The sequence below is a fragment of the Kluyvera intermedia genome (assembly GCF_034424175.1).
Lineage (GTDB): Bacteria > Pseudomonadota > Gammaproteobacteria > Enterobacterales > Enterobacteriaceae > Kluyvera > Kluyvera intermedia.
Map to the genome: position 1 here is coordinate 2,144,874 of NZ_CP139986.1, position 22,804 is coordinate 2,167,677.

Consider the following 22,804-nt stretch of genomic DNA (forward strand, 5'->3'; position numbering starts at 1 on the left):
TTGCCCGGTGGCGCAAGTTTACCGGGCTCTTTAATGATTGCCAACGGTATTACGGCTATTTTTATTCGGAATCCTTGAATATTGGTAACCCCTGGGATTTTCGCCAATCTTTGATAATTTTTACGATGTTCTCAGGCTCGTCATCTCCCGGTTTATCTGGATATGCAACCAGGTCTCCCTTCTTAGGATGCCCCGTAATGACGATAAAATGATCCATTAATTCGTCCCAATATTTCTCCAGTTTTCTTCCCTTTAAAGATTTGTCAGGACTTATCAACTCATTCAGGAATTCAATAAATTCCTCTTCCGTATAATCTTCGAATTTTTGTTTAAACGTAAACATATGCTTATCTTCTGTAGTGAATCTCATCGTGTAAACGGGGCGTAACGACTTTTAAATTATCCATATCATACACTTCACCACCGTGCTCGATTGCAATAACATGATGTATTTGGAATTTTTTAACGGTCATATTAGGGCCATAATAGTAACCAGCATCCGGTGTCCAGGGAGCCGTTCCTCTGTTTATACGTTCGCGATTACTTTTAAGAAATTGTTCAATAAGTTCTGGATCTTTACTGACTTCAAGCCAGAGAGATTCTCTAAACTCACCGAAATTCTTATATTTTCTCCCCCGAAGTTTATCTGCAATATGAGCCGGGATCGGCGCGCCATTCCCTTCGTTTGTCGCTGACATATCCAGCCATTTTGTTTCTGAGGTGAGCTTAACGCCATTTCCGATGGCCGTTCCCGGCTGATCACGTGGATCGTCTTTAAGATAAACATAAATCGGCTGAACCCCGGAATCCGCCGGAAACACCAGAATATAATCGTTAAAATCGGCGACATCCGGCATCGGGAGCGGCGGCGTGGTGTATTCGCCCTGGCCATCCGGGATGGGATTAACCAGTATCGTCGGCTGGTTGATTGGTGCAGCCTGGTTGCCCGTATGGGCGGGTACATCACCGTTCTGCGGATTTCCCGGCGTCCAGGTAATCAGCGGCCCGTCAGCGCCGTGGGCGGGGGTAAATTCGTAGCGCTGCGTGTCGGCATTCCACACCATATTCGCCACGCGCACGTTCTCATACGGCGTGCCTTCACCGGTATGCACGCCGAATACCTGCGGCTTTCCGTGAATATCCGTTCCCCAGAAGAAGCGGACGCGGGTGGTGGCTGTTCCTCCTGCCCGCGCTTTTTTCCGCAGCTCTTCCTCGTACCAGAACTCATCGCGACCGGGTACCCGGTCGCTGCCTTTACCGGCTGAGGGGACATACAGTGCAGAGGCCAGTACACCCATCCAGGATATTGCCCTTGCTGCACCGAGTATGCCGCTTAGCGACCATTCGCCAGATACCTGTGTCAGTGTCCCCAGCGCCAGGGGAGCGGCCGAAGCTTCATCGGGATGCGTATAACAGCAGCAGTCATCGGCCACCGGCTGGGCAAATATGGCTACCTGTCCGAAGTTTTTCGCCGGTTCTTCTGCGCTCCCGGCATCCGTATATCCTTTCTCTTTCAGGCAGGATTTGGCGTAAACCGGAGTGACTTTAGGGGCGAGAGGAGAAGGCGGTTTTACCGGTGCAGGTTTCGGGGGCGCGGGTGGCTGGGCGCGGCGCGGTATAAACAGATGATTATATTCTGCGTGAAACGCCAGGTAGTCGAACGCCGTGTTGGCGATAAGGTGTTTGTACTGGATATAGTCGTACGCCACCGAAATGTCTTCGGTAGGCAGGTCGTTAAGCGTAATCCGTGTGTGAATATCGATTACCGAAGCATTTCTCAGTTCAATGTAATAATAGCGTTCCCATCTGCCGGTTCGATTTATTCGCCAGAAATCAATTTCAATAAACAGTCTTTCATTATTAGTGATTGCATTAATAAATAGTGGGGTGCTTTTATCAATTAATTTCTGGAAGCGAAGTCCTTCAAGATTAATCCCTTTTCCGGTACCACGCAGCGCATGGGTGAGTGAAAAGGAAAATATCTCGTCTTCATGCCCGTGTTGCCAGCGATTGCCTACCGAGGCGTAGGTGCCACACCCGGCCGAAATGTTTCCTTGTGTCTCACCTGTAACTCGCAGGTAAATAATATCGCTCATTCCATTTAGTCTTAATTATTTTATTTGATTGGCTATGTAATAAATGAAAGGCTCAATAATTGATTGGCTATTGGTGCTTTATCAGAAGTCATGAATTTTGTGCTTTGGGGGATACATACAAATAGGCAAGATAATAATGAGACGGTATATTTAATATGAATATTTACTACGCTGGTAAATGCCGGATAAGATGCGTAAGCATCGCCATCCGGCAACCACAGGCTACACCGCTTCTTCTTCTGCCACCCGAACACCCACTTTCAGCACCTGGTTTTCTTCTTTCTCCGCCACCGTCCACACCATCCCGGCAAACTCCACCTGGTCACCGACCACCGGTGTTGCACCCAGAAGATGCTCAACAAGATCCCCAAGAGACTGTTGGTTATCGCGGAACTCTTCACCGCCATCCAGGCCGTATATCAGCGCCACATCGGCAAATTTGGCTTCGGCTTCCAGAATAAAATCACCAAAGAAGCTTTGATCTAACGCCACCGGCGGCGATTGGCTAAACATTTTGCCCAGCGATGGCAGGTCGCGTTCGCGGCCAATCACGCACAGAATATCGTTTTCTCGCAGACGGGTACTGCCGGTTGGGTGCAGCAGTACATTATCGCGGAACAGGGCAGCAATTCGGGTTTCCTGCGGCATATGCAGATCGCGGAGCGCCGCGCCCACGCACCATTTGTCGGCGCTCAACTGATACACAAACTGCTCCCAAGGATTATCCGGGTGAATATCCAGACCGACGCGGGAAATTGGCCAGCCGACCGGCGGTACCACAACCTTGGCTTTTTTCGCCGCCCAGCCAAGCGAGGTTCCCTGTAACAGCAGGGAGACCAGCACCACAAAGAAGGCCACGTTGAAGAACAGCCGCGCATTCTCAAGCCCAGCCATCATTGGGAAGACGGCGAGAATGATGGGCACCGCGCCGCGAAGTCCCACCCAACTGATGAAGGTTCGTTCGCGCAGGTTAAAGCCCCGAAACGGCAGCAGCCCGGCGAATACTGACAGTGGACGGGCGATAAAAATCATCCACATCGAAAGCAGCAGTGCCGGAATGGCGATAGGTAGCAGATCCGACGGCGTCACCAGCAGTCCCAGTACCAGGAACATGGCGATTTGCGCCAGCCACGCCAGGCCATCGAAGTTTTGCAGAATGCCAAAGCGGTTGCGAATGGGCCGGTTGCCGAGCAGGAAACCGCACAGATAGACTGCCAGAATACCGCTCCCATCCAGGGTCGTGGTGACAGCGAAAATCATGATCCCGCCGCTTAATGCCAGCAGCGGGTAGAGTCCAGCGGGCAGGGCGATTCGGTTGATCATTTGCAGCAGCAGATAACCGCCGCCGAGACCGATAACAATTCCCAGCCCAAACTGTTGAATAATATGCACGAGGAACATCCAGCTCAGCCCGGTTTCGTGCTGCTGGATCATCTCAATCAAGGTGATGGTCAAAAATACCGCCATCGGATCGTTACTGCCGGACTCAATTTCCAGCGTCGAACCGACACGTTCGTTCAGCCCTTTGCCGCCCAATAGTGAGAAGACGGCGGCGGCGTCGGTTGACCCCACAATTGCGCCAATCAACATGCCTTCCATAATATCTAGCTTGAAAAGCCAGGCCGCCATCATCCCCGTTAACCCGGAGGTAATCAGTACGCCGACGGTCGCCAGCGATAGCGCCGGGCCAAGGGCTACGCGAAAGGAACTGGCTCTGGTCCGCATACCGCCATCCAGCAGGATCACCGCCAGCGCGAGGTTACTGACCATGTAGGCGAAAGGGTAGTTATCAAAAGGAATGCCACCGATGCCGTCAACACCAGCCAGCATGCCTATGGCTAAAAAGATCACCAGAATCGGGATACCGAGGCGGGAAGAAAATGAGCTTAAAAGAATACTGCAGGTTACTAATACCGAACCCAAAATAAAAAGACTAATGACTGCCGCGGCGTCCAATGTTCACGCACTCCTCGTAACGTACAAGCTAGTGACAAAACGTTACCATAATTGACGCGTAAACATTGGATTAATAAACGATGAGAATCGTATTTTATTCGTTTAATACCGGGTGGCCGCATAGTGTCAGCGTGGAGCGTGTTGAATGATGCGTAAGCTGCGCTTTTGCCCCGAGTGGCAGGGTAACGGTGCGCTGTTCATGACCAAAATCGAGGCCGGTAATCACCGGTATTGAAAGACGAGAACGCAGGTAATCATACATTGCGGCAAGATCGTAACCAGCATCATAGTCATTGGGTTGAGCACCGCTAAAACTACCCAGCACGATGGCACGCTGACGCGGTAAAATTCCGGCATAAAGCAGTTGCAGCAGCATTCGCTCAACGCGGAACGGATGTTCGTTAATATCTTCCAGTACCAGAATGCCGCCCTGGATCTCTGGCATCCATGGCGTGCCGATAAGCGAATTAATCATCGCCAGATTTCCGCCCCACAAGGTGCCTTCGGTTGCACAGTCAGGCCCATCACCTTCCCATTCAATGCACAAGGTTGGGTTACGCAGCGCGCGCCAGAAGTGCTCTTCGGTAAAACTATTCAGCGTGTCCGCGCCAAAGTTGCCTGCGAGCATGGGGCCGCTAAAGGTGATGACGTTGCCTTTTGCCAGTAGCCCAAACTGAATGGCGGTGAAATCGCTGTGGCCGCATATTAGCAGCGGATCGCGCTGCTGACGGGCTATAAGCGCTGACCAGTCAACGTCTTCAAGCAGACGGCTCGCGCCGTAACCGCCACGTACCGGCATCACAATCTGATTTTTACCCATCAACTGGGCCAGTCCGTTGATATCCGCCAGTCGTTCGCTCTCAGTCCCCGCAAACCGCTGGTCGCGACGCGTGATGACCTGCTGATTCGCTACCTGATGCCCGGACTTCGTTAGCCGAGTGACCCCGCATTGTGCAGCCGTCTGGTTAATGCAGTAGCCGGAAGGGGCGATGAGATGAAACGAAGACATGGCATTTCCTTGCTGATAATGAAACGGGTATCATGCCGCCTGAGCCGGTGGTTGTCATTAGCAGCAGCAAAAGTTCAGCTAAAAGGATAGATGCGTGAAATTGAGATGGTTTGCTTTTTTAATTGTATTGCTTGCAGGATGTAGCTCTAAATCGGATTACCGCAATCCGCCGTGGAATCCAGAAGTCCCGGTGAAACGCGCGATGCAGTGGATGCCTATTTCTGAAAAAGCCGGTACGGCCTGGGGGGTAAGCCCGCGGCTTATCACCGCCATTATCGCCGTTGAATCCGGGGGAAATCCGACGCTTGTCAGTAAATCTAATGCGGTAGGGTTGATGCAGCTAAAAGCCTCAACTTCCGGCCTAGATGTATATCGTCATATGGGCTGGAAAGGTCAACCGTCAACCAGCGAACTGAAAAACCCAGAGCGGAATATCTCAATGGGCGCAGCTTATCTGAGCATTCTGGAGCACGGATCGCTGGCGGGAATTAATGACCCGGAGGTGATGCAATATGCGCTGATGGTTTCCTATTCAAACGGCGCGGGTGCGTTGTTACGAACCTTCTCGTCAAATCGCAAAAAAGCGATTGAAGAGATTAACGATCTGGATGCGGATGAGTTCTTCGACCATGTAGTGAACAACCATCCTTCGCCTCAGGCACCGCGCTATATCTGGAAAGTGAAGAAAGCGATGGACGCTATGTAATCAGCGGACGTTGTTCGCCCGTTCGCGCGCCTCACGCTCCAGCGAGAAAATAATTCGCTGGAGCGAGCGTTCAAGCACCGGATTCATATGCAGAAAACGAAAGCTCAGGCGCGGGGTGACAATCGTTTCTCCCTTACTGTCCACCACTTTGCGTTCGCTGACGGCTAATAGCTGTACGTCACAGCGAAATCTTCCCCATTGCCCCATATCCAGTTCAATCTCTTTAAGCTGTATACCCGGCACCAGACTTTCTGGCGGCGACGTATCTAACAGCGCCCCCATGCCACCCAGGGACAAATCAAACAGTCGAAAACGCAGTACGCTTTTATCCGCCAGCGTGGCTTTGCCAAAATAAGCGGGATGCAGTGGTGCGGGAATACGGAAATATTCGCGACGCTGAATGCACCACACTGCAAGCGGCGTTGGCATAACAAAGGCGGGCAGACCTTGATAATTTTCGACCTGCATCTGCGGCACCGTGAACTCAATTTTTGCGCCGTTGGTTTCTGCAACCATGGCGATATTTCTCGCCGTTACTGCCGCATTGTTATCATCCTCGCGGCTGCCGAAGTCGATAATCAACCGCTGCTGACTGACCTCCAGAATACGGCTAATAAACTGTCGCGATCCCCAACTCACGCGAAGTGCAGCGTTATTGTGCTGGAGATCGCGAAGGACATTTAATACAGCTAAAGGATTTTGCTTAAGAAACTGTGTGTTGTGCTCACTCACCGGGAATGGCTCCTGAATGGCAGACTCTTCAATCACTATCGGCGTCGAAAAAAAGAACTTCAGCGTCTTAGTGAAAAAACTTAACATTTCCACAGGTTTGGGCTGTTTAAAGCGCTTAAGGCAGTGCCTACGTCAAGATCCGTATTTATCCGCATAAAATATCAGCGTCTAACCAGGTATTTTAAGAACAATTACCTATACTTGAAACATTAGCGGCGCAGAATGACGGCGCTTTATATTGTTGTTAATGGAACTAAGAGGTGGGAAAAATGGGTATTATTGCCTGGATTGTTTTTGGTCTGATTGCCGGTATTATTGCTAAATTTCTGATGCCGGGACGTGATGGGGGTGGTTTCTTTCTCACCTGTATCCTCGGGATTGTTGGTGCGGTCGTGGGCGGCTGGCTGGCGACGACGTTTGGACTCGGCGGCAGCGTGAGTGGTTTTAACCTGCACAGCTTCCTGGTCGCTGTGGTGGGTGCCATTGTGGTACTGGCGGTATTCCGTTTGATTCGCCGCGATTAAATGTTTCAGACGGCCCCGGTCGGGGCCGTTTTGCTTCCCTGAAAGTGTTAACCCCATCACATTTCTATACCCCTTCTTATTTTGGTGTTGAATTGCAAACGACAATGATAATAATTATCGTTCTCTGATTTGTATCGAGCACAACCATAATGAAAAAGACCGCTTTTCGCGTTTGTACGCTTTCGGGAATGATTGCGTTAGCGCTTTCCGCACAGGGGTATGCCCAGGAATCCACCATGGTGGTGACTGCATCGGGTGAGGGGAGTGAATTACCGGGCTGGACCAACAGCGCCACCAAATCGGCGGTGGCGGAAAGTAAAACGCCGCAGGTTATCAACACCCTCAGTCAGCATGAAATCAGCCAGCGTCACGCGACTTCAGTCAATGAAATTCTGCGTTATGCGCCAGGCGTCTCAACGGAGACGCGCGGCAGTACGAGCTATATGAGCGAATACAAAATTCGCGGCTTCACCGTCGACAACGAATTCTACAATGGTCTCCAACTGCCCTATAACGTAACCGGCAACACCAAAGCGCGTATCGATCCGCTGCTGATTGATAGCGTTGATATTCTTAAAGGGCCATCCTCCGTACTCTATGGCAATGGTTCGCCGGGCGGACTGGTGAATATTCAGGGTAAAAAGCCGCAGACCACACCGCGCACGGAAATGGGCTTCAATACCGGTACGCGCAATCTCAAAGAAGGGTATATCGACTCCACCGGGCGCATTACTGACAGCGACTGGAGCTATCGTCTGCTGGGTAAGGCCATCGAAGGTGACGACCAGCCGCACACCACCCGCTATGAAGACTATCTGGTTGCGCCAAGCGTGACCTGGCAGCCAAGCGATAAAACGCGCCTAACGATTGATGCCCTGGCACAGAACACCCCAAGCCTGACGCCGTCGAACCCTCTGCCGCTTTCCTATTTGCGCTCCAGCTACGCCAACAAGCGCGATTTCGCGGGCGATAAATGGAGTGGTTTCAAACAGCGTCAGTGGATGGTGGGCTACAGCTTAGAGCACGAGTTCGACAGCGGCTGGGGGGTAACGCAAAAAGCGCGTTACTTTGATATTGATACCCATCAGCAAAGCATCTATTCCACCGGTAATGCGGGTAATCCGGTTTATGAACTCAACCGATTTGCCTATACCACCGATGAAGACCTGCACAGCTTTAACATTGATAACCAGGTCACCCGGACGCTGGCTCTGGGCGAATGGCAGCACCACTTGCTGGCCGGGTTCGACTATCAGAAGCTCAATTCACATTACAACTATGACTATGCTACCAACACGCCTGGCATCGACATGCGTAACCCGAATTACGGGTTAGTGAATGAAGATTCGCTGGGGCTTTACACCGCGCAGAAAAACCGTCTTTCCTACAACCAGAAAGGCTATTACTTACAGGATCAGATGGCCTACGGTGGCCTGAATATTCTTGCCAGCCTGCGCTATGACGATTACCAGTCCGGCACCACCGATTATCTCAATAGCGATAAAAAAGAGTGGATTTCGCAAGACCGTGTCACCAAGCGTCTGGGCGCGCTGTATGCTTTTGACAACGGTTTATCGCCATTCATCAGCTACTCCGAAGGCTTCAAACCGGTATCACCCGCGCGCGGGCTGACGGCGGAACAGGTGAAACCGACGACCAGTAAGCAGGTGGAAGGCGGGGTGAAATACCTGTTGGCCGATTATGCCACCACCTTTACGGCATCGGTGTTCAACATTCGTCAGAAAAACGTGTTGAGCGCGGACCCAAGCTTTACCTATCGTCAGACCGGGGAGATTGAATCGAAAGGTGCCGAACTGTCAGCGATAAGCCGTCCAACCGACAATATCAACCTGATCGCGAACTATGCCTACACGCACGCCATTAATACGAAGGATGAAACCTATCAGGGTAAACGTCCGACGCAGGTACCAGAAAATGCGTTCAACCTGTGGGGCGACTATACCTTTGATCAGAGTCTGGCGCGTGGCCTGACCGTAGGCGCTGGGGTGCGTTATACCGGGCCAATGGAGATTTCGCCGAATAATGACGAAGGCAAATTGGGCGGAACCACGCAGTATGATATGTCGGTTTCTTACGATCTGTCTGCGGTGAACAGCAGCCTGAACGGGCTGGTGCTCAAAGCCAGTGCCCAGAACCTGACCAACAAAGAGACGTTAACCTGCTATGACAGCACCAACTGCTGGATTGGCCGCGATCGTACGGTACAGGTAGGGGCGAGTTACACCTTCTAATCGACCGGTAATACCCAATGTAGGCCGGATAAGCGCAGCGCCATCCGGCCTACGAATTGTATTGATGATCCGTTACGCCGACTCTGGGGAAACGCCAGCGTTAGCAACTGGCTTCACCACCGCCTTCATCGGAATAAACGCGACGATAATCGCCCCCAGCACCAGGAATCCGGCGACCATAAAGATCCCCGCATTAAAGCTGCCGGTTACATCCTTCATCCACCCCATCAACAAAGGCCCCAGCGCCGCGCCGGTCATGCCAGTGCCGTTTATCACCGCAATCCCCAATGCTCGGGCGCGCAGCGACATCACTCTATCCGGCGTTGTCCAGAAGATAACCATCGCCGCAAACGCACCCATCGAGGCCATCACGATGCCGGTAAATTGCAATTGCGGATTGTCGCTGGTGGCGGTCAACATCCAACCGGCGGCTGCGAACAGATACGGGAGCAGGGTATGCAGCTTGCGTTCGTTGTGGTGGTCAGAACGCTTACTCCACCAGATCATACCGATGATGGTACAGACCTGCGGAATAGCGCTCAGTAAACCAATCGTCACATTGCTGCTTTCGGCGTTAAAACTGCGCAGAATCAGCGGAGTCCAGACGCTTAACGCGCTCAGCGTATTGGTCAGGCAAAAATAGGCGAGGGTGTAGAGAATAATCACCGGCGTGAACAATTCGCTCAGGATACTTTTTTGCCCCACAGACGCGCTAGCAATCACGCTTTGGGTTTGCAATGCGCTCAGTTTGTCCGCTTCCAGCATTTCGTTCAGGCAGGCTTTATCGTCATCGGTCAGCCATTTAGCGGTGGACGGACTGTCATCCAGCCAGAACCAGACCACTAACCCCAGTAACACCGACGGGAAACCTTCCAGCAAGAACAGCCACTGCCAGCCTTTCAGGTTAAGCATGCCGTCCATATTCAGAATGTAGCCGGAAGCCAGCGACCCCAGCGCCATTGTCACCGGCATGGCAATCATAAACAACGCATTGGCCCGGGCGCGATAATGCGCCGGGAACCAGTAGGTCATGTAATACAACAAGCCCGGCAGGAAGCCCGCCTCTGCAATCCCGACCAGCATTCGCAGGGCATACAGACTGTTCGGCCCGGTAGCAAACAAGGTTGCCGTGGAGGCAATCCCCCAGACTATCATCAGTATCGCAATCCAGCGCCGTGCGCCGACGATAGTCAGCATGACGTTACTCGGAATGCCACATACCACGTACATCACATAAAACAGCGTAGTTGCCAGGCCAAACATGGTGCTGGTTAAGCCTAAATCTTTGCCCATCGTCAGGCCGGCAAAGCCAATATTGATACGGTCGAGGTAGGAGAAGACAAACAGCACAAATAAAAAAACGACTAATCGGCGGAAAAGTTTGTTGATGACCGCCTGTTGGCGGGGATTCAGAGGCGTTGGGGCTTGTGCCCCGGAGCGGGTCTGCTCCGTAGAAGGGCTATCGTTCATGAAAAGCTCCACATTGTGTTTATTAGTATGAGTGTCGTACAGGCTGCTAACGTATAGAAAATAGCCATCACAGCTGTCAATTTTATGTGTGAAAAATGATACGAATTTGTTATGTAATTGGCATTTGTGAATCATAATGCGATCTGCGTCGCGTAAATCAGCCAGCGTAGGGTAGATGGGGAATAACAGCGTCGGGACGGGCGTTCAGACACAGGGTATAATCGAAAAATCTGTTGCATTCTGGGGTAAGGAAACGCATGCGTCATTCAAAAAACATATCGGACGATCGGTCTGACGAGACCGAGTTTCACCGTGAAGAGTTTCCGTTCTACTGGATTGTTAACGTCTACGCGCGTTACACCCAGACTGTCGAAATAGCCCTGAAAAAGATTGCCCTCGACGTCTCGCGATTTCGCGTGCTGATGATTACTCACCAGTACGGCGAAGCGAGCATTTCGCAAATCTCTGAGTATGCGCTGGCAAAAATGCCGACCGTGACCAAAATCGTTGGCCGCCTGCGTGATGATGGCCTGGTGACAACTGCCAGCAGCGAGCGCGACGCGCGGGTCACGGTGGTGATGCTCACCGATGCCGGGAAGCAGAAAGTGGCGGAAGCGATGCCGTTAGTGGGCAAGATTTTCGACAAGGGTTTCAAGGGAATGAGCGTCAGCCAGGTCGAAAAAATGAACCAGTCGCTGTCGAAAGTCCTCGATAACCTCAATGAATTATGAGGCAACCCGACACAATGACAAAATTGTGACGTGCGTAGATTTTAATCTTAACCCTCTGTAAATAAAACTCTTTTCAAACTCAGCTGTCGGGGTTGTATCCGGTGGCTGTACCCACCTCTATGCCCTGTTTTGCTTTATATTTCATCAAACTGCATTAGTAACCCTGCCAACACAAAGGTTAATGAGTTGTTATATCGCAGTAAAATTAACGTGAAATATTACTTGAATATTCATCTAAATTTGCCAGTATTGATTTAACGCTAGTCAGGACAAAAAAGCAGCATCGACTGCTTACCTGAATATGATTCATTATTTCTGGTCAAGGTGTTAATCATGCAGCCAGTTTACGAGAGCAATGGGTTTGTTGAACGGTTTACCCTCGGCGAGGGCGACCTGAGTTTTGCCGTCAAAGATACGTTGGACGTGGCGGGATACCGTACGCTGGCTGGGTGTCCGGCGCTGGTGGACACGCTGGTTGTACAGCATCACGCAACTATCGTCGAGACACTGCTGGAAAACGGCTGCGTGTTAAACGGTAAAACCACGCTTCATGAACTGGCGTTTGGCGTCACCGGGATTAATGCCTGGGGCGGCACGCCAGTGAATCCGCTTTATCCCACGTTAATTCCCGGCGGCTCCTCAAGCGGATCGGCTGCGGTTGTGGCCTCCGGCGAGGTCGATTTTTCGCTGGGCACCGATACCGGTGGATCGGTGCGTATGCCCGCCGCCTGCTGCGGTATTCTCGGGTTGAAACCCGGCTACGGCGTATTAAGCCGTCAGGGCGTGATGCCCGCCGACAGTTCGCTTGATTGCGTCGGTATCTTTGCACGTTCTGCTGACGTATTGCGTCAGGCGTTGAACCGCCTTGATGTTCCAGTTGATGCACCGCTGGACACCTTGCCAGAAATCACGTTTATCGCCGCCGCGCTGCCGGAAATAGATGCGCAGCTGCTGACGTTTCTCGCCGGTGTGGGCGTTCATCCACAGCGTGCCGAATTGTTAACCCTTACCGATGCTCATCTGGCAGGAATTACCATTATTAGCCATGAAAACTGGCTGGCGTTTAATCCACTGTTAGCGACCGGTGCCGTTTCCGCTGATGTTGCCACGCGCATACGTAGCGGTGAAATCGTCACGGCAAAAGCGCTTGATGATGCCGAACAAGTCCGTCAGCGTTTTACCGCAGATGTTGATGCGCTGCTGGCGAAAACGCCGCTGCTGGCGCTGGCAACCTTACCCGAACTGCCCCCGACGCTGGTTGAGGCTAACGATCCGCTAAGCGTGGTTAACCTGACCCGACTGGTGCGTCCGTTCAATCTCAGCGGCCACCCGGCAATAACGCTACCCGCAGGTGAGCACAGTGGCCGTCCAATAGCCCTACAGCTGGTTGCCCGCAAAGGTGCCGAAGGCTTGCTGGTGCAGGCCGCCGAGTGGCTCACGACGCGACGACGTCACTAACAACAAGCCCGCTTTTCTTGTATTCCCAATGACTCAGTGAGTTCGACTCATTGCGGCTGCACTCGCCTGACGATTGGCCGCGACCACAACCCGGAGAACGCCATGTCTGCCGTCCCTACCCGTGAAGCGCTAGATCCGCTGTTGAGTGAAGTTGCGGCCCGAAGCGAAGATTTTGAGCATCAACGTCATATTTCTGACGACATTATCAGCCGTTTTCAGCAGGTCGGCGTCTACCGCGCGCTAGTGCCGAAAATCTACGGTGGCGATGAATGTTCACCGGCGCAGTTTTGCGAGCTGATTGAACAGATTGCCACGGCGGACGGTTCCGCAGGCTGGGTCGCAAGCTTTGGCATGAGCCCGTTTTATCTCGGCGCGCTGCCCGTCGATACATTAAAAGAACTCTATCGAAATGGCCCAGACGTGGTTTTTGCGGGCGGCATTTTCCCCACCCAAAAGGCCCATCAGGCCGACGGTGGTTACCGCGTTAGCGGGCGCTGGAGTTTTGCCAGCGGCAGCATGGGCGCCTCGGTATTAGGCGTCGGGATCTTGCCAGACGGTGAGCAACCCCTGCCGCGCATGGCGGTATTGCCGCGAGCCAGCGTACAAATTGATCCGGTATGGAACACGGTCGGGCTTGCGGGAACCGGCAGCCACGATTTGCTGGTGGACGATGTTTTCGTGCCCCATGAGTGGACCTTTATTCGTGGCGGCGCGCTCAATCTGGAAGGGCCGCTGTACCGCTATCCGGTGCTGTCATTGGCGACCCAGGTGCTATCGGTAGTGGCACTCGGCGTGGCCCGTGCCGCTCTGAACGAAATCTATGCAATTGCCCATCGCCAGCAGTCGGTGACCGGCGCGCCACGTCTGGCCGACCGCCCGCAGGCGCAGATGCAAATTGCCCGCTGCGAAGCCGACCTGCGCTCCGCACGCGCCTGGTTCTACGACGCCATTGACGATGTGTGGCAGCGCTTGCTAAGCGGTGACGATCCCAGTTGCGAACAGATTAACGCTTTACGTTTGTCGTCAACCCATGTGACCCGCGTTGCCGCCGAGGTGGCACGTCAAGCGCTGGCGCTCAACGGGATGGGCGGCGTCACCATGACCAGCCCGCTACAGCGCTATGTCCGCGACACGATGGTGATTACTCAGCATGCCTTTATGGGCGATCTCTCATATCTCAACGCAGGCACCGTCTTTTTCGGCGGTAAACCGCAGCCTGGTTACCTGTGATTTTTTCATTAAGGAGCAATAAATGAGCCAGCCAAAAACCTTACGCGTGCTGTTTTGTATCGGCGTGAACCAGAACTTTTTCGATGCCAGCGCGGCGGAGGCTAAACAAGTGTGGGCGGCTTTCGGTGTGATGATGAAAGGCATCGATGAAACGCCAGGTATTACCGTGATTGGCAATATGGATGACGACCAGTTGATGGTCGGTCCCTCTACCTCAGCGCCGTGGACCACTTATGTACTGGCTGACGCTCAGGCGCTGGAAAACGTCGCCGCCGTCTGCAACCTGTTCCGGACCACGCCGGTTGGCAACAGCGACAGCAAGCTGTGGAAGTACTGCAAAATCGAAGCCCGCGTTGGGCGCGAACTGATCATTCAGGGCTAACGGAGCGCGCCATGACTTCTCAGGATGCGCTGCGTCTACAGCAGCTCGAAGACCAGCAGGCTGCGCGGGTATGCATTAGTCACTATATGCATCTGTGCGACCGCCTCGATGATGACGAAACCGTGCATGCCATTGGCGCACTGTTCAGCGTGGATGCCTGCTGGGAAGGTGTGGGTGAACCTTACGCCGCGCGTCTGGGACGTCATATTGGGCGTCCGGCGATTGTGGCCATGATGGCGGGATACGTGCGCAAGCCAGCCCATTTCGCCATGAATGCGCACTTTCTATGTTCCGAAGCGCTGAGTCTGAGCGCCAGCGGTGAGCTTCAGGGCCGCTGGTTGATGCTGCAAACCTCAGCCTTCAGTGCGGGCGGGGCACACCTGAATGCCGCTGAACTCAACGTCCTTTTTCGCCGCGAAGCAGGCGAGATGGTGATGCACCATTTTACCACCCGCAACCTGTTTAGCCGCCCCGTCAGCCACTGGCACGCCGAGGATGTACTCCCGGTACCGGAAAACCATCAGACCGTCGAAGACGGCCAGGAGAATGGACATGCAGTGTGATCACATCATTAATGTGAAAAATATCGATACCACGATGCCAACCGCGCCGAGCCGCGAAGAGATTGCCTCGCTGGTGCAACACGACAGGGTACACACCTCGCTGTACACCTCTGAAGAGCTGTTTACGCTCGAACTGGATCGTGTCTTCGGCAAAACCTGGGTGTGGGTAGCGCATGCCAGCGAGATCCCGGAAACCGGCAGCTTTAAAACCACCGAAATTGCCACCCAACCGGTGATTGTGGTGCGCGATCGCAAAGGTACGGTACATACGCTGCTTAACCGTTGTCGCCACCGCGCCGCCACCGTTTGCGAACATCGCAGCGGCAAAACCAACAGCTTTGTCTGCCCGTATCACGGCTGGGGCTACGCGCTGGACGGCAGCCTGCGCGGCGTGCCGCACCCGGAAAGCTATGCCGACCAACTGGAGAAGGGCGCGCTGGGACTGGTCTCGCTGCGTACTGAACAGTATGCGGGCATGATCTTCGCCACCTTCAACGAGCACATTGAACCGCTGGAAGATTTCCTTGGCGCGGCGAAAAAGTGGATGGATCTGTTTATGAAGCAGGGCGCGGGCTACCCGATAAAAACCGGCCCGGCACACCGTTTCCGCTTCCCCGGCAACTGGAAAATCCAGCTTGAGAACACCACCGACGGCTATCACTTCCCGGTGGTACACCGCTCGTTTTTAAGCTCGGTCGATAAGCAGACCGAAGAGATGCTCAACTTTGTCGACGGTAGCGGCTATGTCGAAGACCTCGGTAACGGCCACAGCGTGATGGTGATGATCCCGGAACTGGTGGATCTGGAGGCCAATCTTGACGCGCCTATCCCGGAGCGTTTCAGCGAGCTGGCGGACGCGTTGCGCGCCGATCGCGACGAAGAGAAGGTGCGTCGTATTGTGCGCGCCGTTGGCGGTTCCGGCTTTAACCTCAATATTTTCCCCAACATCGCCTGCTCGATGGCGTTCTTCCGCGTCCTGCAACCGCTGTCGGTTAACGAAACCGAAATTCACCACGCGGTGATCACCATGGACGGCGGCCCGGAAATCGCTAATCAGGCGCGTTTACGCCTGCATGAACACTTCCAGGGGCCGATGGGCTTCGGTACGCCGGACGATTCAGAAGCGTGGGAGCGCGTACAGCGCGGGGCCACGGCCGGAGAGGATCTGTGGATCATGCTCAATCGAGGCCTGGCCGGTGAATACCGTACCGACGATGGTCTGCGCAGCGACGTCAGCGCCGAAACCGGCATGCGTGCGGCTTATCAGCAGTGGAAAAAACTGATGACGGAGATGGAATAAATGACCAACGCAGAATCAGTACTGTTTAACGCGATTGCGGTTATCAACCTTGAAGGCGATCTCCTCGACCAGGGCGAGTTTGATGCCTGGCTTAATCTCTGGCAGCACGACGGCCTGTATGTGGTGCCAATCGACCCGCAGGAAACCGACTTTAAAAATACGCTCAACTACGCCTGCGACGACCATGAGATGCGCGCAAAACGGGTGAAACGTCTTTACAGCGGTGAGTCCATTTCCACCACGCCACGCGCCAGAACCCTGCGCACGCTTTCGCGCTTTCGCCTGCTGGAATCGGGAGATACAGAGGTGGTGGTGCGTGGCGCGCAGTCATTGTGGGAACACCGTAAAGGCCACAGCCGTCACTACGCTGCCGACATTACCTGGCACCTGCAACCGCAGGAGAGCGGCTGGCGAATCACCCAGAAAGTGATCCGTCTGGTTAACAGCGACGATGTGCTGCACAGCATCGGCTACATCCTTTAAGGAGTCGTTCATGACGCAAACCGTATTAGTTACCGGCGCGGCATCTGGGCTTGGGAATGTGATTGCCACGCATCTGCTGGCACAAGGTTTCCAGGTTGTCTTAACCGATGTGGATGCCGCCCGTGCGCAAGCCGCCGCCGCGCATTTTGATAACGAGCGTGTACTGGCATTGGGGCTGGATATTCGTCAGCCGGAAGATTTTGACCGCGCATTAACCGCCACCCTTGAACGTTTCGGCAGTTTACAGGTGCTGGTAAACAACGCCGCGCTGACGTTAGCAACGCCGGTGATGGACATCAACGTTGAGGAGTTTGACCGGGTCATTTCCACCAACCTGCGTGGCACCTTTGTCGGCTGTCAGACGATGGGGCGCTATTTTGCCCGCCGTGGCTACGGTCGCATTATCAACCTGGCGTCGCTAGCAGGACAAAACGGTGGAACCGCGTCCGGCGCGCACTATGCGGCGTCAAAGGGCGGCATCCTGACGCTGACCAAAGTCTTCGCTCGCGAGCTGGCAAAATCCGGCGTCACGGTGAATGCCATCGCACCGGGGCCAATGGATTTGCCCACCGTTCATGCGCTGGTCCCGGAAGAGAAGATGGCCGGCCTGCTGCAAATGATCCCCGTAGGCCAACTCGGCGAGGCGGAATTCGTCGCCCACGCGGTGGCGCTGCTGGCCTCTCAACAGGCGTCGTTTGTCACCGGGGCAACCTGGGACATCAACGGCGGACTGTTTATGCGTTAAGGGGGGCGAAATGCTGACACTCAAAATAACGCGTCGCGAATTGCAGGGCGATGTGGTGCTGCTGACGCTGGAACATCCTGACGGACTTACATTGCCGGCCTTTAGCGCCGGGGCGCATATCGATCTCCATTTGCCGGGCGACCTGATCCGTCCGTATTCCCTGTGCAGCGACCCGCACGAACGTCATCACTATCAGCTAGGTGTGTTGAAGGATAGCCAATCGAAAGGCGGATCGCTGGCGGCCCATGCGTTGCATGAAGGTGACGTGATTCAGGCTAGCGAGCCGCGCAACCTGTTTACGCTTGCACAACAGGGCAGCCATAGCCTGCTGATTGGCGGCGGTATCGGCATCACGCCGATGCTGGCGATGGCGGCAGAACTGCACAGCGCCGGGCGTTCGTTCACTCTGCATTACTGCGCACGAAGCCGCCACCAGGCGGCATTTATGCCGCAGCTTGAAGTCTGCGCCTATGCGCCGCAGGTGCATCTGCACTTTAGCGATGAACAGCGAATCAACCTTGATGCGGTGCTGTGCGATGTCCCGAACGGTACGCACGTTTATACCTGCGGCCCGGCACGGCTGATGGATGCGGTTAGCGAACGGGCAAAGGCCCACGGTTATTCGCCGGAACAGATCCACCAGGAGTGCTTTAGCGCCGAAGTTGAAACCAGCGGCCAACCGTTTGAAGTGGTAGCGGCTGCCAGCGGCATCACCGTACAGGTCGCCGCCAACCAGACCATCGTGGAAGCGCTGGCGTTGGCGGGTCTGAAGGTCTGTGTCTCTTGTAAACAGGGGATTTGCGGTAGCTGCCTGACCAATGTGCTGGAAGGTGAGCCAGACCATCGTGACCACTATCTGACCGACGAAGAGAAGGCCGATGGCGATCAGATCCTGCTGTGTTGTTCCCGGGCAAAAAGCGCCCGTCTGATTATCGATCTTTGAGGAATCTTTTATGACTCTGCAAACCGAATTTCGTAACGCGATGGCGCAACTGGGTAGCGCGGTGTCCGTCATTACCACCGACGGCCCGGCGGGCAAGTTTGGCTTTACCGCCTCCGCTGTCTGTAGCGTGACTGACCAGCCGCCAACCCTATTGGTGTGTATGAACCGTAACTCGTTCGCCCATGCGCACTTTAAGCAAAACGGTGCGCTGTGCGTCAACGTGCTCTCCAGCGATCACCAGGCGTTATCTGGCGTATTTGCTAATGCCAGTCTGCGGTCAGAAGAGCGTTTTTGCCACGACCGCTGGCAGGTATTAACCAGCGGCGCGCCGGTACTTAGCTCGTCAGTGGCCAGCTTCGACTGCTTGATTAGCGACTGTCATGAAGTCGGCAGCCACTCCGTTTTTTACTGCCGGGTGCAGGCAATTCGCATCAGCGAGCAGCCGCGCGGATTGGTCTATTTCAACCGTGGCTACCATGCAGTAGGTCATGAAGCCTAACGATAAGAAGAGGACTGCCGGATGAGCAATGTCGTTTCACAAACCGCCGTCACATCCCGCGAACCCCGCCAGGATGCGCAGCAAATGCGCAAGCTGGTGATAGCCTCCGTGCTGGGTAATGCGCTGGAGTGGTATGACTTTTTCCTCTATGGCACCGCCGCCGCGCTGGTATTTGGTCCGCTGTTTTTCCCGGTCGGCGGTGACCCGCTACAGGGCACATTACTGGCGTTTTCCGGCTTTGCGGTCGGGTTTCTAGCGCGTCCATTGGGCGGCATTGTGTTTGGTCATATTGGCGATCGTTACAGCCGCAAAATGACGCTGATTATGACCCTGACACTTATGGGGGCCACCACCTTTGTGATTGGCCTGCTGCCGACCTATGCGCAGATTGGCCTTTGGGCCCCGGTTTCTCTGATTACGTTACGGTTTTTACAAGGTGTCGCCTCCGGCGGTGAGTGGGGCGGCGGCGTGTTAATGCTCAGTGAAAACGCGCCAGCGTCGCGTCGTGGCTTTTACACCGCATGGAGCCAGATGGGCGTTTCCGGTGGTTTCGTATTATCGGCTTTCGCTTTCTATCTGGTACAGCAGTTGCCGGAAAGTGACTTTCTCAGCTGGGGCTGGCGCGTGCCGTTTTTACTGAGCATCGTCATCTTCCTGGTGGGCGTCTATATCCGTAAAAATATCCGTGAAAGCAAAGCGTTTACTCAGACGAAACCGGAAGACAAGCACGAAGCCATTCCGCTGCTGGTACTGGTTCGTGAACACCCGAAAGCGTTGATGCAGGCCATTGCGCTGCGCCTGCCAGAAAACGGCGCGTCGTATATCTTCTTCACCTTCTCGGTGGTGTACGCCAAACATATCGGCATTGGCACCGGGGAGATCATTAGCGCGGTGACGCTGGCGATGCTGATTGAGTTCTTCTCGATTCTCTTCTGGGGCGCGCTGTCCGACCGCATTGGCTTAAAGCCGGTGTACTACATCGGTGTGATTGGTCTGCTGGTGATGGCATTCCCGTTCTTCTGGCTACTCTCTACCGGCCAATACGGCTTCATTATGCTGGCGATGTTCCTCGGGCTGCCGGTGTGTCATGGCGCGATGATCGGCACCCAGCCGTGCATCATGAGCGATCTTTTTCCGGTACGCGTGCGCTACTCCGGACTGGCGTTGGGACATGAAGTCGGCTCAATTTTCTCCGGCGGTCTCGGGCCAATGCTGGCGGTGGCGCTACTGATGGCGTTTGACGCCTCGTGGCCGGTGTCACTGTTGCTTATGGCCTACGCGCTGCTGGCGTGGATTGCGCTACGTAGCCTGCCGTCAACCCAATCAAAACCGATAAAAGCAGGAGCGACAGATGTTAACGATTGAATCACTGGCCTGTTGGCTGGTGGATATTCCCACCGTACGCCCGCACAAGCTGTCGATGGCAACGATGGGCTGCCAGACCCTGATGATTGTGCGTATGCAGTGCGCTGAGGGCGTCGTGGGCTGGGGCGAGGGTACCACCATTGGCGGCCTCAGCTACGGGGCTGAAAGCCCGGAGGCTATGAAGTTAGCGATTGAAACCTATTTGTCGCCGCTGTTGTGCGGGCAGACCTTCAGCGGCGTTGCGGCGCTTGCCGAGACGATGAATGCCAGCGTGAAGGGCAATACCTTTGCGAAATCTGCGCTGGAAACGGCGTTTCTGGATGCGCAGGGCAAACGGCTGGGGCTGCCGGTCAGCTCCCTGTTGGGTGGTGCAATTGCGACGCGGCTACCCGTGCTGTGGACGCTGGCAAGCGGTGATACCGATAACGATATCGACGAAGGGAAACGTCTGCTGGCGGAAGGCCGCCACGATACCTTCAAACTGAAAATTGGTGCCCGATCGCTGGAAACCGATATTTGCCATGCGCTGGCCATTAAAGCGGCGCTGGGCGAATCGGTCAGCGTGCGCGTTGACGTGAATCAGGCGTGGGATTTCACCACCGCCGTTAAAGGAATGAGCGCACTTCAGGATGGCGGCATTGATCTTATTGAGCAGCCAATCCCGTTATGGGACCGGCAGGGACTTATCGCCCTCAGCCAGCGTTTCAACGTGCCGATTCTCGCCGATGAAGCGGTCGCCACCAGTCATGACGGTTATGCGCTGGCAAGCGGCGGTTTTAGCGGTGCGTATGCGCTGAAGATAGCCAAAGCGGGTGGCCCGGCGCAGGCACTAAAACTGGCGCACGTTGCCCAGGCGGCAGGCGTGGCGCTGTATGGCGGCACCATGCTGGAGGGCACGCTAGGGACGGTGGCATCGCTGCATGCCTGGTCAACGATCAAAATGCAGTGGGGCACCGAAATGTTCGGCCCGCTGCTGTTAAAAGACGACATCGTGGTGACGCCGCTTAGCTTTAACCAGGGGCAAGTTTCTGTGCCGCAAGGGTCGGGGCTGGGCATTGAGATCGACTGCGATAAATTGCGTTTCTACGCCAGAAAATAGAGGACATCTGCATGCTGTTTAGAGTTGAAATGACCGTCAATATCCCGGCGTCACTGCCCAAAGAACAAGCCGATGCCATTAAAGCCGAAGAAAAAGCCTATTCACAACGCCTCCAGCGAGAAGGCAAATGGCTGCATATCTGGCGCGTGGCGGGGCTGTACGCCAATGTCAGCATTTTTGATGTCGCCGATAATCAGGAGCTGCACGACATTTTAACCGCGCTGCCGCTGTATCCGTTTATGGCGATTTCAGTACAGCCGCTGTGCCGACATCCCTCATCAGTGAACTCATAACAATAAACCTTACCCTACAAAAAAGAGGAATATGCAATGTCAGTGAATCCAACCAAACAGACCGAACTGGAATCGTTATTGGCGATCAGCAGTGGCTTAAATTCCGAGCTGGGCAACGATCGTTTCAAAGCGATTATGCATCAGGTGTTGAGCGATCTGTGCCAGACCATTAAGAAATTTGATATCAGCGATGAAGAGTTCTGGCTGGCGGTGAATTACTTAAACGAACTGGGCGAGCGCAAAGAATCTGCGCTGCTGGCAGCGGGTCTGGGGCTTGAACATTATCTGGATATGCGCGCCGATGAAAAAGAGGCTGCTGCTGGCAATGACGTCGGTACGCCGCGCACAATTGAAGGGCCGCTGTACGTGGCGGGTGCACCGCTGAGTCAGCAGTATGCGCGGATGGATGATGGCCAAGAACCGGGTGAGCCGATGTGGTTGCATGGGCAAGTGACGGATATGCAAGGCAACCCGGTCGCCGGGGCGATTGTGGATATCTGGCACGCCAATACTCTCGGGGGATACTCCTTCTTTGACCAATCACAAAGTGAATACCATCTGCGCCGTCGTATTAAAACCGGTGTTGACGGGCGTTACGCGGCGCGCAGCATTGTGCCGTGCGGCTACGGCTGCCCGCCGGATGGCCCAACGCAGAAACTGCTGACCGCATTAGGCCGCCACGGTAATCGCCCGGCGCACGTGCATTTCTTTGTGTCAGCGCCAGGTTATAAGCATCTGACCACGCAAATTAACCTCAACGGTGATGCCTACCTGTGGGACGATTTCGCCTTTGCCACCCGCGAAGAGTTGATTGCCGACCCGATTAAAGTTACCGACGATGCGCTTTCGCAGGAACGTAAAATTAATCAGCCGCATACCGAGGTGGGTTTTAACTTTACGCTGGTGGATTCTGCGCAAACCGAGGAAGAGACGCGTATTAAACGCGCCCGCGTGATGGAATAAACGAT

Annotated in this window: 22 protein-coding genes and 1 pseudogene; 17 read left to right on the forward strand and 6 right to left on the reverse strand. The window is 54.3% G+C overall.

The genetic code is table 11. From position 1 onward, the window contains the following. Positions 1-61: 61 nt before the first annotated feature. The 4 genes and pseudogenes from U0026_RS10425 to ldcA form a co-directional block, all read right to left on the reverse strand. Complete coding sequence (locus U0026_RS10425; protein WP_062776249.1) at positions 62-343, reverse strand: bacteriocin immunity protein; 282 nt, start codon at positions 341-343, stop codon at positions 62-64. 4 nt (positions 344-347) lie between these two features. Beyond that, on the reverse strand, positions 348-2,096 hold the full coding sequence (gene tssD / locus U0026_RS10430; RefSeq protein ID WP_062776251.1) for a type VI secretion system tube protein TssD: 1,749 nt from the start codon (positions 2,094-2,096) through the stop codon (positions 348-350). Positions 2,097-2,384: 288 nt separating this feature from the next. After that, positions 2,385-4,052: pseudogene (locus U0026_RS10435) on the reverse strand (potassium/proton antiporter); the annotation flags it as partial. Between the two features lie 94 nt (positions 4,053-4,146). Beyond that, positions 4,147-5,061 carry a muramoyltetrapeptide carboxypeptidase gene (gene ldcA / locus U0026_RS10440; protein ID WP_062776254.1) on the reverse strand — a complete coding sequence of 305 codons (915 nt, stop codon included), beginning with the start codon at positions 5,059-5,061 and terminating at the stop codon, positions 4,147-4,149. Positions 5,062-5,155: 94 nt separating this feature from the next. Between ldcA and emtA the strand changes: the two genes are divergently transcribed. Continuing rightward, positions 5,156-5,767 (forward strand): membrane-bound lytic murein transglycosylase EmtA, encoded by a 612-nt coding sequence (emtA, locus tag U0026_RS10445; RefSeq protein WP_062776256.1) that lies wholly within the window; start codon positions 5,156-5,158, stop codon positions 5,765-5,767. Here the strand turns inward: emtA and ycgR are convergent, their stop codons facing one another. Beyond that, positions 5,768-6,499 carry a flagellar brake protein YcgR gene (gene ycgR, locus U0026_RS10450; protein ID WP_062776305.1) on the reverse strand — a complete coding sequence of 244 codons (732 nt, stop codon included), beginning with the start codon at positions 6,497-6,499 and terminating at the stop codon, positions 5,768-5,770. It abuts the gene before it with no gap. Positions 6,500-6,768: 269 nt separating this feature from the next. On the opposite strand from ycgR, the gene U0026_RS10455 reads away from it, so the two are divergent. Together U0026_RS10455 and U0026_RS10460 are read left to right on the forward strand one after the other, a co-directional pair. Beyond that, positions 6,769-7,023, forward strand: a complete 255-nt coding sequence (locus tag U0026_RS10455) for a GlsB/YeaQ/YmgE family stress response membrane protein (protein ID WP_062776258.1) — start codon at positions 6,769-6,771, stop codon at positions 7,021-7,023. Positions 7,024-7,172: 149 nt separating this feature from the next. Continuing rightward, on the forward strand, positions 7,173-9,275 hold the full coding sequence (locus U0026_RS10460) for a TonB-dependent siderophore receptor (protein WP_062776260.1): 2,103 nt from the start codon (positions 7,173-7,175) through the stop codon (positions 9,273-9,275). A 72-nt stretch (positions 9,276-9,347) separates the two neighbouring features. Here U0026_RS10460 and hpaX read toward each other — a convergent pair whose 3' ends face one another. Next, positions 9,348-10,745 carry a 4-hydroxyphenylacetate permease gene (gene hpaX / locus U0026_RS10465; RefSeq protein WP_062776262.1) on the reverse strand — a complete coding sequence of 466 codons (1,398 nt, stop codon included), beginning with the start codon at positions 10,743-10,745 and terminating at the stop codon, positions 9,348-9,350. A gap of 257 nt (positions 10,746-11,002) precedes the next feature. Here hpaX and U0026_RS10470 point away from each other — a divergent pair, with 257 nt between their 5' ends. The 14 genes from U0026_RS10470 to catA all read left to right on the forward strand — a co-directional run bounded on the left by U0026_RS10470 (position 11,003) and on the right by catA (position 22,799). Further along, positions 11,003-11,476 (forward strand): MarR family winged helix-turn-helix transcriptional regulator, encoded by a 474-nt coding sequence (locus U0026_RS10470; RefSeq protein WP_062776264.1) that lies wholly within the window; start codon positions 11,003-11,005, stop codon positions 11,474-11,476. A 333-nt stretch (positions 11,477-11,809) separates the two neighbouring features. Further along, the gene (locus tag U0026_RS10475; RefSeq protein WP_062776266.1) at positions 11,810-12,934 is read left to right on the forward strand and encodes an amidase; all 1,125 of its coding nucleotides are present in this window, start codon (positions 11,810-11,812) and stop codon (positions 12,932-12,934) included. A 102-nt stretch (positions 12,935-13,036) separates the two neighbouring features. Then, entirely contained in the window at positions 13,037-14,164 is a 1,128-nt protein-coding gene (locus U0026_RS10480; protein WP_062776267.1) for an acyl-CoA dehydrogenase family protein, read from the forward strand. A gap of 22 nt (positions 14,165-14,186) precedes the next feature. Then, positions 14,187-14,546, forward strand: a complete 360-nt coding sequence (locus U0026_RS10485) for a hypothetical protein (RefSeq protein ID WP_062776269.1) — start codon at positions 14,187-14,189, stop codon at positions 14,544-14,546. Between the two features lie 11 nt (positions 14,547-14,557). Beyond that, positions 14,558-15,109: a nuclear transport factor 2 family protein gene (locus U0026_RS10490; RefSeq protein ID WP_062776271.1), complete on the forward strand. Its 552-nt coding sequence runs from the start codon at positions 14,558-14,560 to the stop codon at positions 15,107-15,109. Beyond that, positions 15,099-16,409 (forward strand): aromatic ring-hydroxylating oxygenase subunit alpha, encoded by a 1,311-nt coding sequence (locus U0026_RS10495; RefSeq protein ID WP_082806316.1) that lies wholly within the window; start codon positions 15,099-15,101, stop codon positions 16,407-16,409. The genes U0026_RS10490 and U0026_RS10495 overlap by 11 nt, the downstream gene beginning before the upstream one ends. After that, positions 16,410-16,892, forward strand: coding sequence for an aromatic-ring-hydroxylating dioxygenase subunit beta (locus U0026_RS10500; protein WP_062776273.1), 483 nt, complete (start codon positions 16,410-16,412; stop codon positions 16,890-16,892). It abuts the gene before it with no gap. A 10-nt stretch (positions 16,893-16,902) separates the two neighbouring features. Further along, positions 16,903-17,637 carry an SDR family NAD(P)-dependent oxidoreductase gene (locus U0026_RS10505; RefSeq protein ID WP_062776274.1) on the forward strand — a complete coding sequence of 245 codons (735 nt, stop codon included), beginning with the start codon at positions 16,903-16,905 and terminating at the stop codon, positions 17,635-17,637. A gap of 10 nt (positions 17,638-17,647) precedes the next feature. After that, a complete protein-coding gene (locus tag U0026_RS10510; RefSeq protein ID WP_062776276.1) occupies positions 17,648-18,580 on the forward strand; it encodes a PDR/VanB family oxidoreductase in 933 nt (310 codons plus the stop codon). A 10-nt stretch (positions 18,581-18,590) separates the two neighbouring features. Continuing rightward, a complete protein-coding gene (locus U0026_RS10515) occupies positions 18,591-19,079 on the forward strand; it encodes a flavin reductase (RefSeq protein ID WP_062776277.1) in 489 nt (162 codons plus the stop codon). A gap of 84 nt (positions 19,080-19,163) precedes the next feature. Next, complete coding sequence (locus U0026_RS10520) at positions 19,164-20,444, forward strand: MFS transporter (protein WP_062776308.1); 1,281 nt, start codon at positions 19,164-19,166, stop codon at positions 20,442-20,444. Continuing rightward, positions 20,431-21,543 carry a muconate/chloromuconate family cycloisomerase gene (locus U0026_RS10525; protein ID WP_062776279.1) on the forward strand — a complete coding sequence of 371 codons (1,113 nt, stop codon included), beginning with the start codon at positions 20,431-20,433 and terminating at the stop codon, positions 21,541-21,543. Before U0026_RS10520 ends, U0026_RS10525 begins: the two co-directional genes overlap by 14 nt. Positions 21,544-21,554: 11 nt before the next feature. Next, the gene (gene catC / locus U0026_RS10530; RefSeq protein WP_062776281.1) at positions 21,555-21,836 is read left to right on the forward strand and encodes a muconolactone Delta-isomerase; all 282 of its coding nucleotides are present in this window, start codon (positions 21,555-21,557) and stop codon (positions 21,834-21,836) included. Positions 21,837-21,872: 36 nt separating this feature from the next. Continuing rightward, positions 21,873-22,799 carry a catechol 1,2-dioxygenase gene (gene catA, locus U0026_RS10535; protein ID WP_062776283.1) on the forward strand — a complete coding sequence of 309 codons (927 nt, stop codon included), beginning with the start codon at positions 21,873-21,875 and terminating at the stop codon, positions 22,797-22,799. Positions 22,800-22,804 lie beyond the last annotated feature (5 nt).

Excerpts from the sequence above, each read along its gene's own strand:
- U0026_RS10510 (WP_062776276.1), top strand. The coding sequence starts at position 17,648 with ATGCTGACACTCAAAATAACGCGTCGCGAATTGCAGGGCGATGTGGTG.
- U0026_RS10470 (WP_062776264.1), top strand. The coding sequence starts at position 11,003 with ATGCGTCATTCAAAAAACATATCGGACGATCGGTCTGACGAGACCGAG.
- ldcA (WP_062776254.1), bottom strand. The coding sequence starts at position 5,061 with ATGTCTTCGTTTCATCTCATCGCCCCTTCCGGCTACTGCATTAACCAG.
- U0026_RS10425 (WP_062776249.1), bottom strand. The coding sequence starts at position 343 with ATGTTTACGTTTAAACAAAAATTCGAAGATTATACGGAAGAGGAATTT.
- U0026_RS10505 (WP_062776274.1), top strand. The coding sequence starts at position 16,903 with ATGACGCAAACCGTATTAGTTACCGGCGCGGCATCTGGGCTTGGGAAT.
- U0026_RS10495 (WP_082806316.1), top strand. The coding sequence starts at position 15,099 with ATGCAGTGTGATCACATCATTAATGTGAAAAATATCGATACCACGATG.
- catA (WP_062776283.1), top strand. The coding sequence starts at position 21,873 with ATGTCAGTGAATCCAACCAAACAGACCGAACTGGAATCGTTATTGGCG.
- U0026_RS10480 (WP_062776267.1), top strand. The coding sequence starts at position 13,037 with ATGTCTGCCGTCCCTACCCGTGAAGCGCTAGATCCGCTGTTGAGTGAA.
- tssD (WP_062776251.1), bottom strand. The coding sequence starts at position 2,096 with ATGAGCGATATTATTTACCTGCGAGTTACAGGTGAGACACAAGGAAAC.
- U0026_RS10525 (WP_062776279.1), top strand. The coding sequence starts at position 20,431 with ATGTTAACGATTGAATCACTGGCCTGTTGGCTGGTGGATATTCCCACC.
- U0026_RS10520 (WP_062776308.1), top strand. The coding sequence starts at position 19,164 with ATGCGCAAGCTGGTGATAGCCTCCGTGCTGGGTAATGCGCTGGAGTGG.
- U0026_RS10455 (WP_062776258.1), top strand. The coding sequence starts at position 6,769 with ATGGGTATTATTGCCTGGATTGTTTTTGGTCTGATTGCCGGTATTATT.
- U0026_RS10515 (WP_062776277.1), top strand. The coding sequence starts at position 18,591 with ATGACTCTGCAAACCGAATTTCGTAACGCGATGGCGCAACTGGGTAGC.
- U0026_RS10485 (WP_062776269.1), top strand. The coding sequence starts at position 14,187 with ATGAGCCAGCCAAAAACCTTACGCGTGCTGTTTTGTATCGGCGTGAAC.
- U0026_RS10475 (WP_062776266.1), top strand. The coding sequence starts at position 11,810 with ATGCAGCCAGTTTACGAGAGCAATGGGTTTGTTGAACGGTTTACCCTC.
- U0026_RS10460 (WP_062776260.1), top strand. The coding sequence starts at position 7,173 with ATGAAAAAGACCGCTTTTCGCGTTTGTACGCTTTCGGGAATGATTGCG.
- U0026_RS10500 (WP_062776273.1), top strand. The coding sequence starts at position 16,410 with ATGACCAACGCAGAATCAGTACTGTTTAACGCGATTGCGGTTATCAAC.
- hpaX (WP_062776262.1), bottom strand. The coding sequence starts at position 10,745 with ATGAACGATAGCCCTTCTACGGAGCAGACCCGCTCCGGGGCACAAGCC.
- U0026_RS10490 (WP_062776271.1), top strand. The coding sequence starts at position 14,558 with ATGACTTCTCAGGATGCGCTGCGTCTACAGCAGCTCGAAGACCAGCAG.
- catC (WP_062776281.1), top strand. The coding sequence starts at position 21,555 with ATGCTGTTTAGAGTTGAAATGACCGTCAATATCCCGGCGTCACTGCCC.